The organism is Achromobacter xylosoxidans, assembly GCF_002192695.1.
Lineage (GTDB): Bacteria > Pseudomonadota > Gammaproteobacteria > Burkholderiales > Burkholderiaceae_B > Achromobacter > Achromobacter xylosoxidans_C.
Genome location: NZ_MTLG01000001.1, coordinates 107,327 through 118,877, shown reverse-complemented (window position 1 = coordinate 118,877; position 11,551 = coordinate 107,327). Strand labels below are relative to the sequence as shown.

Annotated in this window: 12 protein-coding genes and 1 pseudogene; 7 read left to right on the top strand and 6 right to left on the bottom strand. The window is 57.9% G+C overall.

Features of this window, described 5'->3' with window-relative positions; translation table 11 throughout:
* Nucleotides 1-43 precede the first annotated feature (43 nt).
* From BRO63_RS00545 to moaA, 4 genes and pseudogenes are all read left to right on the top strand, one after another.
* Nucleotides 44-574 carry an arsenate reductase (azurin) small subunit gene (locus tag BRO63_RS00545; RefSeq protein ID WP_008163528.1) on the top strand — a complete coding sequence of 177 codons (531 nt, stop codon included), beginning with the start codon at nt 44-46 and terminating at the stop codon, nt 572-574.
* 14 nt (nt 575-588) lie between these two features.
* On the top strand, nt 589-3,072 hold the full coding sequence (locus tag BRO63_RS00540; RefSeq protein ID WP_088138035.1) for an arsenate reductase (azurin) large subunit: 2,484 nt from the start codon (nt 589-591) through the stop codon (nt 3,070-3,072).
* A 30-nt stretch (nt 3,073-3,102) separates the two neighbouring features.
* Nucleotides 3,103-3,432: a c-type cytochrome gene (locus BRO63_RS00535; RefSeq protein WP_179215006.1), complete on the top strand. Its 330-nt coding sequence runs from the start codon at nt 3,103-3,105 to the stop codon at nt 3,430-3,432.
* A gap of 78 nt (nt 3,433-3,510) precedes the next feature.
* Nucleotides 3,511-4,605: pseudogene (moaA, locus tag BRO63_RS00530) on the top strand (GTP 3',8-cyclase MoaA).
* A 17-nt stretch (nt 4,606-4,622) separates the two neighbouring features.
* On the opposite strand, the gene BRO63_RS00525 reads toward moaA, so the two are convergent.
* From BRO63_RS00525 to BRO63_RS00500, 6 genes are all read right to left on the bottom strand, one after another.
* Entirely contained in the window at nt 4,623-5,009 is a 387-nt protein-coding gene (locus BRO63_RS00525; protein ID WP_088138034.1) for an ArsR/SmtB family transcription factor, read from the bottom strand.
* Between the two features lie 487 nt (nt 5,010-5,496).
* The gene (locus tag BRO63_RS00520; protein WP_088138033.1) at nt 5,497-5,835 is read right to left on the bottom strand and encodes an H-NS histone family protein; all 339 of its coding nucleotides are present in this window, start codon (nt 5,833-5,835) and stop codon (nt 5,497-5,499) included.
* 54 nt (nt 5,836-5,889) lie between these two features.
* Entirely contained in the window at nt 5,890-6,186 is a 297-nt protein-coding gene (locus tag BRO63_RS00515; protein WP_088138032.1) for a hypothetical protein, read from the bottom strand.
* Nucleotides 6,187-6,284: 98 nt separating this feature from the next.
* Nucleotides 6,285-7,514, bottom strand: coding sequence for a DUF7673 family protein (locus BRO63_RS00510; protein WP_088138031.1), 1,230 nt, complete (start codon nt 7,512-7,514; stop codon nt 6,285-6,287).
* Nucleotides 7,511-8,260 (bottom strand): ParA family protein, encoded by a 750-nt coding sequence (locus tag BRO63_RS00505; RefSeq protein WP_088138030.1) that lies wholly within the window; start codon nt 8,258-8,260, stop codon nt 7,511-7,513. Before BRO63_RS00505 ends, BRO63_RS00510 begins: the two co-directional genes overlap by 4 nt.
* A 51-nt stretch (nt 8,261-8,311) precedes the next feature.
* Nucleotides 8,312-8,605, bottom strand: coding sequence for a hypothetical protein (locus BRO63_RS00500; protein ID WP_088138029.1), 294 nt, complete (start codon nt 8,603-8,605; stop codon nt 8,312-8,314).
* An 82-nt stretch (nt 8,606-8,687) separates the two neighbouring features.
* Between BRO63_RS00500 and BRO63_RS00495 the strand changes: the two genes are divergently transcribed.
* The 3 genes from BRO63_RS00495 (at nt 8,688) to BRO63_RS00490 (ending at nt 11,442) form a co-directional block, all read left to right on the top strand.
* Nucleotides 8,688-9,086: a hypothetical protein gene (locus BRO63_RS00495; RefSeq protein ID WP_088138028.1), complete on the top strand. Its 399-nt coding sequence runs from the start codon at nt 8,688-8,690 to the stop codon at nt 9,084-9,086.
* Between the two features lie 381 nt (nt 9,087-9,467).
* Entirely contained in the window at nt 9,468-9,602 is a 135-nt protein-coding gene (locus tag BRO63_RS34380) for a hypothetical protein (protein WP_256943213.1), read from the top strand.
* Between the two features lie 577 nt (nt 9,603-10,179).
* Nucleotides 10,180-11,442: a DUF1173 family protein gene (locus BRO63_RS00490; RefSeq protein ID WP_088138027.1), complete on the top strand. Its 1,263-nt coding sequence runs from the start codon at nt 10,180-10,182 to the stop codon at nt 11,440-11,442.
* Nucleotides 11,443-11,551: the final 109 nt, after the last annotated feature.

Genomic DNA, 11,551 nt, shown 5'->3' with positions numbered 1-11,551 from the left:
AGAGTACTGAAGCCGTCATTTCGTTTCAATAGGAAATATCGACATGTCCGACCCACAGATCTTCACCCGGCGCGGCTTTCTCAAGCTGAGCGGCACAGGTGGCGCGGTTGCGGCCGCGACCCTAATTCCTATCGTGCCCGTCCAGGCGCAGACACCGGCTGCGCCACACACTGGCACCACGCTGCCCTACCCCGTAAGGTCAATCGGCATGGCGAAAAAACTCGCGGCCGATACGCCGCTGCAATTCACCTATCCGGACAGCGCCTCGCCGTGTACCGCGGTGAAGCTAGGCCATCCAGTTCCCGGTGGCGTAGGGCCCGATCACGACATCGTCGCCTTTAGCACGATGTGTACCCATATGGGGTGCCCGACAGTGTTCGACAACAAGACAAAAACGTTCAAGTGCCCTTGCCACTTCAGCGAATTTGATGCTGAGAAGGCGGGTCAGATGATATGTGGGCAGGCCACCGAGAACCTCCCGCGCATTCTGTTGCGCTATGACGCCAGTTCGGATGCCGTTTCCGCAGTCGGCGTTGAGGGACTGATCTACGGCCGTCAGGCCAACATTCTCTAAGTCGGGAGGCTCTCATGTCTGCACCTAAAGACCGCATCACCCTGCCGCCCAAAGATGCTGCACGCACAAATATGACGTGCCACTTTTGCATCGTAGGCTGTGGGTACCACGTCTATAAATGGCCCGAGCAAAGTGAAGGAGGCCGCGCCCCGGATGAGAATGCGCTGGGCCAGGACTTCCGCCAGCAATTGCCGCCATTCGCCATAACGCTAACACCAGCGATGACCAACGTCATCACGCAGCGCGACGGGTCACGCCACAACATCATGATCGTTCCGGACAAGGAGTGCGTGGTCAATGGCGGCCTGAGTTCTACTCGTGGTGGCCGCATGGCGAGCTACATGTACACGCCCAATGGCGATGGGAAGGCGCGCTTGAGTCAGCCTCGGATGTATGCGGCCGACCAATGGGTAGATACGCCCTGGGATAAGGCTCTGGCGCTGTACGCGGGGCTGCTAAAGAAGGTGCTGGACAACGATGGCCCAGAAGGCATCGTGTTCTCTTGTTTCGACCACGGCGGGGCTGGTGGTGGGTTCGAGAACACTTGGGGAACGGGGAAGCTGATGTTCACTGCCCTGCAGACGCCAATGGTGCGCATCCACAACCGCCCCGCCTACAACTCAGAGTGCCACGCCACGCGTGAAATGGGCATCGGCGAACTCAACAATGCGTATGAAGACGCCGAGCTTGCCGACGTGTTGTGGTCGATCGGCAATAACCCCTACGAATCCCAGACGAACTATTTCCTCAATCACTGGGTTCCCAACCTTTACGGGCAGACCGTAGAAAAGAAGAAGGCGCGCTTTGCGGGGGAAGATCTTCCCGACACCCGTATCGTATTCGTCGACCCGCGAGACACACCGTCTATCGCGATAGCAAGGCAGATTGTAGGAAAGGACAGATTGCTGCACCTGGCGATCGAACCAGGCACCGACATCGCCTTGTTCAACGGGTTGTTCACCTACGTGGTTGAGCAGGGTTGGATCGACAAGCCTTTTATTAAAGATCACACATCCGGGTTCGACGAGGCGGTTAAGACGAACCGCATGTCATTGGATGAATGCAGCAAGATTACGGGTGTGCCGGTCGAAGATCTCAAAAAGGCGGCAGAGTGGTCGTACAAGCCGAAGAAAACCGGGCAATTGCCCAGGACGATGCATGCCTATGAAAAGGGAATCATCTGGGGGAACGACAATTACGTCATCCAATCGGCACTGCTGGACTTGGTGATTGCGACCCACAACGTGGGGCGCCGCGGCACAGGATGCGTGCGCATGGGTGGGCACCAGGAGGGGTATGCCCGGCCACCCTACCCCGGCGACAAGAAGATCTACATCGATCAAGAGCTCATCAAGGGCAAAGGCCGGATGATGACCTGGTGGGGCTCCAATAATTTTCAAACCAGCAACAACGCCCAGGCGCTCCGCGTCGCCGTCCTCAAGCGGGCTGCGATTGTGAAGGAAGCCATGCAGAAGGCCCGGGGCGCGTCCACCGAGGAATTGGTCGACATCATTTACGCGGCCACGCAACAGGGCGGACTGTTTGTGGCGAGCATCAACCTCTATCCGACCAAGCTCGCGGAAGCTGCGCATCTCATGCTGCCAGCGGCTCACCCTGGCGAGACAAACCTCACTTCCATGAACGGCGAGCGACGCATCCGCCTATCTCAAAAATTCATGGACCCGCCCGGGGAAGCGCAAGCAGATTGCCTGATCGCGGCGCGAATCGCCAACACGCTAAAGGCGATGTATGAGAAGGAAGGCAACAGCAAAATGGTGGAGCGCTTTTCCGGATTCGACTGGAAAGCCGAGGAAGACGCATTCAATGATGGGTTCCGTCGCGCGGGCCAGGCTGGCGCGCCCAAGATAGACAGCCAGGGTGGTGATACGGGGCATCTGGTCACGTACGAACGGCTCGCCGCCGCCGGCAATAACGGTGTCCAGCTCCCCGTTCAGGCCTATGCCGATGGTCGCCTCAAAGGCACGGAGATGCTCTATACGGACGGTAAATTCGACACCTCTGACGGTAAGGCCCACTTCAAGCCAGCCAAGTGGCAGGGACTGCCCGAGACGGTTGCAGCACAAAAGAAAAAGTACAAGTTTTGGCTGAACAACGGTCGAAACAATGAAATTTGGCAAACCGCCTATCACGACCAGTACAACAGCTTCGCCCAGGAACGCTATCCGATGGCCTACATCGAGATCAATCCCGACGACTGTAAGGAGCTGGGGGTCGAGGCTTCAGACATTGTTGAGGTCTACAACGATTTCGGGTCGACTTACGCGATGGTGTATCCCGTGCCTGAGATCAAGCGCGGGCAAACATTCATGATGTTTGGATACGTCAATGGGATCCAGGGCGACGTTACGACTGACTGGACCGACCGCAACATCATCCCCTATTACAAAGGCACATGGGGAAACATCCGCAAGGTCGGCTCTGTCGAGGAGTTTCGACGCACGATCAGCTTTAAGAGCCGCCGGTTTGTACTCGGCTAACTTCTTTCATTGAGTGGAGAATCAAGTTTCATGCGCACCATCAAGCTGCTAGTTTCGCTCGGGTTGGCATCTACATCACTTGCCTGTGTGGCAGCGCCCGACGCTGCGGTCAATGCAATTCTGAGCAAGAACAACTGCTTGGCATGCCATGCAGTGGACCGCAAAGTCGTAGGCCCGTCATACAAGGATGTCGGCGCCAAGTTCAAGGACGATCCCAATGCGGTGACCCTTCTCGTGGGAAAAATAAAGAATGGCAGCGCGGGCACATGGGGGCCTGTGCCGATGCCCCCCAACCCTGGCATCTCGTCGGACGAAGCCAAGCAGGTCGTGAACTGGATCCTTAGCGGCGCGCCGGGCTGACGCAGCGTGTCATGGGGCGGGTTCGCGCTTAATGTTGGCGGCCCCTGCCCTGACCTACTAGCAACTCACATATCAAAAATGATTGAAGTCCCCCTGCTTGATCGCCGAGTTGCTCGTTCGCAACTGCCCGGACCATTAACCGGACTGCCCATGGATCGACAGCCGGAAGACACGCTTGGACGTCCTCTTCGAGACTTACGGATTTCAGTGATTGATCAATGCAACTTTCGCTGCACATATTGCATGCCTAGGCAGGTCTTTGGGGCCGACTACCCGTTCCTGCGTCGCGATGAATTACTGACCTTTGACGAACTCGAGAGGACAGCTCGCGCGTTCGTTCGTCTCGGGGTACAGAAAATCCGTTTGAGTGGTGGCGAACCTCTCTTGCGCAAGGACTTGGAGCACCTTGTGGCGCGGCTGGCGCGCCTTGTCACCCTTGCAGGCGAGCCGATCGACCTGGCCATGACGACCAATGGCGCGCTCCTGACGCGCAAGGCACATGATTTGGTGGCCGCTGGCCTTCGACGTCTCAATGTCAGCCTCGATGCGCTCGCGCCGGCCACATTCGCTCGGATTGCCAATACATCCTCATCCGTGGGGGATGTCTTGCAGGGAATTGCGACGGCTCACGATGCAGGCATTTGACACATCAAGATCAACATGGTGGTGCAACGTGGCGTCAATGATGATCAGATCTTGCCTATGGTGCGCCACTTCCGCGGCACGGGCCACACGCTACGCTTCATCGAGTTCATGGATGTCGGCATGACCAACGGCTGGACCCCGCACTCCGTGCTGCCTTCCGATGAAGTGTTGAAGCTAATCCATGGGCACTTCCCGCTAGAGCCCGTGGCGTCCGCGACGCCGGGGGAAGTTGCTCGCCGCTGGCGGTACTTGGACGGACAAGGAGAAATTGGGCTGATCTCCAGCGTGAGCCATCCCTTTTGTGGCGATTGCTCACGGGCTCGACTTTCGGCCGACGGTAAGCTGTACACCTGTCTATTCGCCGATCAAGGCCATGACATTCGCTCGATTCTGCGGGCCGAGACAGATGATCAGACCTTGGTCGCCCGACTAGGGGCGCGATGGCTGTCGCGTGGGGACCGATACTCTGAGGTGCGCGCTAGCGTAAAGCGTGAGCAAAAGATCGAGATGAGCTATATCGGAGGCTAGCATGGCCATCGTTTGCGCTAGGTCTTTTTCTTTCTCGGGTTGGACGACTTCTTGCTAACCACGACGTCGCAGTCGCAGTGCCCGGCGAGAGCGGCGATCACGGGTGCACATGCCTCCGGATGGCCGTGACAACAGTCCGTCAACATGAAGGACATCAGCGTGCCCATAACACCCACGTCTGCACGGTAGATGATGCTTCGCCCTTGTCGGTCGCCCCGAATCAATCCTGCTCGAGCAAGGACCGATAGATGTTGAGACACCGTATTGTGCGGCCCCTCCACCATCTCCGCGATAAGGCCGGCAGGCGCGCCTTCCGGCTCTCTCGCCATTAGAAGACGAAAAATCTCGAGCCTGGTGGGTTGGGAAAGTGCGTGAAATGCGCTCAAGGCGTGCTTAAAGGTCATCCCATCGCGTGGAAGATCCGCGTTGAAATGACTGGCAACTGCCGGCGAGGGCATGCTAGTTATGGCCATGGAAAAGTCGATGCATCGTTAGTTCTGGATATCCGGACAGACTATATCCCATAGATGACAGATTAGTGTCAGCAACATTTGGTGCACGTGGGGATTGCACCCTGGGGCTTGACCCTACAGCGCCTTACGCCGCGCGCATTGCGCGAAATCAGGATACATCGCCATGAGCATGAATCGTCTATTACTCCCTACGGCGATTTGGGATCGTCGGATCCGAAATGGGCAGAGGGCTAGCCGGCGGTTTTGACGACTGCCGTCGGCCCAGTGCGGGAAATTCTGCTAATCATCCTGGACGATACTGATCAGCAGCATCCATGTAACGACCAAGACATTCAGCCCGTCAATCATGATGAAGCCAATAGGACGATGAGATTTAGGCATTTACGTCGCAGCTTCATTTCCTCCCTGTGAGCCCTTGTTAGATTCGGTATTCAGCGCGATCGGCGCCAGCACTTTCTGCGGCCACAAGCCAGCGCGGCGCCCTTCCCCGTCCGGTCCAAGTTTCTCCTGTTGTCGGGTGGCGATACTTGGGTTGGACCGGGCCGCGGGGTTTGCGTTGGGAGGGCTTTATGGGAGTCTTCTTCTTTCGCTGCTCGCCAGCGAATGCCGGCAGAATGTCCTGTGGAGACAGTCCGTAATCACGCATCGTCTGGACAATGTGCTTGATCTCGTCCGCGCGCATGCGCAGTGTCAGCTGGCGATGCTGCTCTTCCAGTTTCTTGATCTGTGCGTTGATTTTCGCGATCGCCTTGGTCATCAGTGCTTCCTTCGATGTTTTGTAGGGTGATTCTTGAAGTGTGCCGAACCAGGATCAGCATTCCCGCCGTAGTCCAACTCGCTGGGTCCACGCCGATTCGGCTCTCGGACCAATCGTGACGGAGATGCGGCTGTTGGCCTGCTTCATGAGCTCGTCTGCCTCCGCTTCCGTGCGGGCCGCGGCGACCTCGACTGTATCGGCCTCATTAATGATTCCTATGACGACGTCGAACTTCCGCCCTTGCCGTCGATAGAAGTCCATGACAAGGGCTTCTTGTGCCGTCAGCGTGGCGAAGATCCGTCCGTCCAAAGCTTGCAATTCGGACAACGTGGGGATTGATTGGTCCTGCATTTCGCAATCCTTAGTAGAGCGTTATTTATGCTGCTTCGCGGGCTAAAGGCGGCAATAGTGTTTAGCGGCTAAACAGTTGTCCAGATGCAGTTTCGTAATCAGTTGGCTATTAGTGCTGGGCGCCACAAGGTCACTAGCGCCTTGAATTGGTCGTGTACCTGGGTGCCGAAGGTGTCCGGATATGCTCGCGAGCGACGGATCAGTCCGATGACAGTGACCATATCGTCGGCGATCTCGGCGTCGACGCTCCAGAGGTCGCTTAAGTCAAAGCCTCCGCAACTGGTGGCATTCCACCAGGAGAGCAGGAAGTCAGCCACCCGCTTGCTCTGCTGTGTATCGCGGCGCGCGATTTCTATCAGGCGCTGGAGGGCTTGCATCCCCGACATCTTTAACGCAGGGTTTGAGCGATCACGAGTGTCTTGATCTCGTCGCGCCCGCATGCGGTCGAACTCCTCGTGCACATGGGCAGGCACCTCGTCCGCCGAGGGCGATCCGCCGGGGTTGTCGCCAGACGCGACCTGCGTTGAGCCTTCCGCGGAGATTGCGCCTTCCGCCGGCTGCTCATCCTCTTTAGCGTTGCGTGCTTTGGTTGGCGACCTCACCTTCTCCTTGCCCTCTGCGGTTTGCCGTAGTGCCTTTACGCTTGCGCGAGTGGGCTTCTGCACCGTCGAGCTGAGCAGCTCTTCTACTGCGCCTGGATTCTCACGGTGGGCAACTACCAGTTCTTTAGCCAACGTCACGTCTGTGACCTGTCCATTCGCCACCGCCTCGGCGACCGGCTCAGGCAAATCGAGCATTGCCACGTGCATGCTCACCCAGGCTTTGGATTTGCCCAGTTTGCGTGCGATATCGGCCTGCGTCATACCTTCAGCGAGTTTGCCTCCGATGAAGTCCGCTGCTTCGCGGCCACTGAGCCCTTCGCGCTGGAGGTTTTCGATCATTTGATCGAAGTCATCGAAATCGGGATCTTCAAATCCAGGGATCTGGCTAAGCCCCGCCTCTATCGATCCCAGGTAGCGGCGATGACCGTGATTGATCATGAAATCGCCAATGATGGAGGGGTGCGGGCGCAACGAGATGGGCAGCATCACCCCCCTTTTGCCCTGGCTTTGCCTGTCCCGAATGGTCGCGGCCATCTCCCCGATACTTTCCGCGCTGAGCCCATTGTTATAAGCACGACGACGATTGTCCGGGTCGGGATGAATCCGAGCGATGTCGTACATCTGGTAGCCGACGATCTGCTGCGGGCCGTCCAGCATCGACGCGAGGTCGCCCAATCCTGCCAGATCGAGACCGCCACCCAATTGCGTGTCGTTTGGCCCGTTCATTGCGCTACTCCCATGCGTTGCAGGACATGGTCGCCAAGAGCACGCATCTCGGCAGCAGCAGCCCGTGCCGTGGTCTTTTTGCTTTTCCACACAGGCTCGCCGGCGGCGAGAGCGTCTGCCACGCTGGTGCGCAGTCCCACGACCACTGGTGCCAAGAGCTTTCCGTGAGCTTCTTGTACTTCGGCCAGGTGCTTGACCTGGCGCGGATTCCGCCTGTCAACGCGATTGGGCACGATTCCCAAGAACTGCAGCTTGGGATTGTGTTGCTTGGCGCCGATGATCACACGCATCATGTCCTTGATGCCCTCGATGCTGTAGTCCTCCATCTCCACCGGACTGATCACCGCGTCCGCGCAACGCAGGGCCGCTATGGTCGCAATGCCAATGCTTGCGGGCGTGTCGACCACGCACAAGTCGAAGCCCTGCTTCTCGAACTCGGCAAGATTTACCCGGAAATTTGTGACCGCACGGTCAATAGACATGTAGATTACGTTGGCCAGCAGTCGATCCGCATGCAAGAGGGAGAGCGGCCCCCTGGCTTCCGGTATGACGGGAACGTCGTCTTGAAACAGGACACTCGCCGGCAATTCCAGCCTATGCCCGCGCATGGTTTTTGAGAGGTTGCCGGTGTCCAGGTCGGCAACCAAGGTTTTCAGGCCCTCTTCACCGGCATGGAATCCGATGTGTGCGGAGTCAGCTGTCTTGCCGACGCCGCCCTTGCCGTTGGCGATCACAATAGTCTGCATATGAGCTCTACCTCGTAAATGAGATATGACGTGCGTTTAGCGGCTAAACCACTAGATGTCGGCACAGTCGGAGTGGGGATTTGGCGAAAGCGGCTCGGGCTTGGGCAAATCGGGCCAGGCGAGCCAGTAATCCGAGGGGCGCAGCAATTGCCTAGAGATGCCGGTTATGCGCTCAATGGCCGCGCCCTTCCTTGGCCCGACGAGCTTGTATCCGTATGCGATCTGACGGAGGTATTCCCAGCTCGTTTGCTGTGCAGCACACTGGGCTCTGGCTTGATCCAGAGGCGTCTTCTTGAGCCATTTGATCAGTGGCTCGATGCGGGGGAATCGTTTGGCGGCGTTCATATGTACTAAATAGTACATTTATTTGGTACAGATGTCTTGTACTTTTTGGTAAAGCGGGTGTACCTAATGCAGAATCCGCGCCATGGACGCCGCTGCGCAGGAAATGCAGGTCCGCCGGGACCAGTTACGTGCGTGGATTTCCACGCACTACCCGAGCACGCGCGCGTTCTGCCTGGCCCATGGCCTTAATGAGAGTGAAATCTCCCAGTTGTTGCGCACGAAGAGCTTTGGCTCCCGACGTGCGCGCAATCTTGAAGAACAGACGGGAATGCCCTTGCGGTACTTGGAGGGCATCGTAGGCACCGCCGCCACAACGGAGGCCGGCCGCCCCGCTCCTTCAAAGGCAGCGACCACTCCTTGGCCGTTTCGCCACTCTTCCTACGACGAATTCATGCTGCTCAGCCCCGAAAAACGGGCCGAACTGGACATCCGCGTGTCTGAGTTCATCGCTGGTGCTATGCAGAAAAAAAGATCGGCATAGATCCCACGCACGAACTGCGAACTGCAGCGTCAAACTGGCGAGTTCAGCCACCACCCGCACCGCACTACGACTGGTCTGGTCCGCACCGGATCGCGGACGAGCCGACTGACGCCGGCTGAAAATCTATCGTCTATGTGACGCATTGTATCTTGTATTGCTATTTGTCTCTGGAGAAGTGCATTTTGAATTATGCACCAAAAGGTATTGACGAAATATGTACTAAATAGTACAGTCAAATCTACACGCTCTTTAACAATGCGCAACAGTAGTACCGTCCCGCGTTCGCTGTGAAGCGACGCCAAGGGGAGTTGGCCGCAAGGAATTAAAGGCCCCGGGGACAAAAACAAGCGGCAAGAATCTAGGAGGGTCGAGAAGAGGCCCGTGAAGTCCGACCAGGTGCACGACACCGGGTTGAAAAAATCTGTCCAGGCGCCGAGCCTGGAAGACCACCTAGATCTCGAACGAATCGAGGGTGAGGTTCGAAGAACCCCCTGCTTCATCTGGCGGATCCTGTGAGGGAGTCTCTTCTTCTGAGGCCGTCAGCGAGCGCCCCAGCGTTATCAGCATGCCTCCCGTGGCGAGTAACGGGCTAGGCGAAAACCAGGCAGGGTCTCAACTTGCTTGCGCCGTGCAAGTCGGCAGGAAGCCGCCAACGTCGTGGTATTTCGGCGGCGGCATCCGAATCGGCGTTCACGCCTATCAAGCGCGTGCGTGTTTAGCAGCTAAACGCTGATGCACGAGCGCTCCGATTCGGATGATCTCACCACGCTCAATGGCGTCCTGAACGCACAGGTTGAGCGCTTGCAGTACACACTGCCTCGGCATCAATCCAGGCGCCTATGTCGCCGCCGTCATAAGCGCAACAGGCCAAGGGCCTCTCCGGCAACCTCTTTTTGCCGTGCACAGCGCGGCTGCTCGCATTCAAAAGCAAAAGGAAACGCATGAATCCGCTTCTTATCATGTTGGCGTGTCTCGTGGCAGGAGCAGTCCTTGCCGCCATTGCGCTTGGGCTGGGGTTGGACGAGTGCCGCGCCAACCTGCCTTTCATCAGTTCAACGCTGTGCGACATCGCTTCGAAACGAGGCTGGCTCTGATGGACAAAATCCTCTATCCGGTCGAAATCATCCTGAGCGACAAGGCTCAGCTCTACTCCCCTGAATTTCAGACCAAGGAACAGTACTCCGATGCTTGGAAGCGCGTCCTGCTGCTTTCCCACGGAAAGGCTGATGTTCGCTGTTGCTGTCTCGGTCCGGGCCATAAGCGCCTGTCGATACACAGCCGCACGAACTCCGACCGCTTTCACCTGGCACGGTTTCCGGAGACAGGGCCGGATCATAGCGAGGACTGTACCTACTATGGCGTCGATCCGGGGATGTCAGGGCTTGGCGGATATCGACGCGGCGTGGTGCAAGAGCTGGATGATGGCAATACCAAGATCAAGCTCAAGGTTGGTCTTCAGCAACGCTCGACAGCCGCCCCTGAAGAGGAGAAGGCCGCTGCCGGTGCTGACAAGAAGGTGGCGACGGCTCGCGGCCGATCTGGCCAGGCCAGCATGACATTGCTCGGCCTGCTCCACTACCTGTGGACGGAGGCCGGCTTCAATGCCTGGGCGCCATCCATGAATGGCAAACGCAGCGTCGGCATCGTGCATTACCACCTATTGCGTGTTGCCTCGTCCACTTTTGCTGGTCGCGTTCGCTTGTCCAGCAATCTGGTGATTGCTGCGACGGCGGCTGATGGGCAGCAGGCCGGCCTGAACAAGGCGAAATCCACAGAAGCGATGAACCGCCGCCGCCGCCTGGTCGCCGTTGCGCCCTTGGCACAGTACCAGCCTGGCATGGAAGCGGCCGGACGTCTGCCGATCATGGGCTTTCATGGCATCCCACACCTCACGCTTTCGGCAGAGGACTGGGAGGTCTTGCAGCGCCGCTTCATGGCCGAAGTAAATGGATGGATGTCGGGTGACATGGTCATTGCCATCGCGCAGACAGACGTTCCCACCCCCGCCGCAGGTTCGATGAAGGCGCGGGTTGTAGATCTCGCCCTCATGACCGTGACCCCTCAATGGATCCCCGTCGATTCGGGCTATGAGGCCGCGGTGGTGGCAGCCCTGGTCGCCGCCGAGCGTCGCTTCGAAAAGCCGCTCCGATTCGATGCCGGGACCGAGCAAGTCTTTCCCGACTTCTGGTTGCGCGATCGCAGTGAGATCTTGCCAATGGAGGTTTGGGGCCTGACGGATCCAGACTATGCGGCACGCAAGGAGCAGAAGATCGCTCACTACGACGAAAAGTACGGTCCCGGCAAATGGTGGCAGTGGGACGCCGCCGCCGGAGCTCCAATTCCGCCTTTTCCCTGAACGGACTTCCAGCCAACGTCAGTCCACTCAACTCTATGAGGCAATACGAATGCCATTACGCTATCGACCCGTCGCGTGGGTCGTCGTGGAGAAGGCTTCCGAATGTACA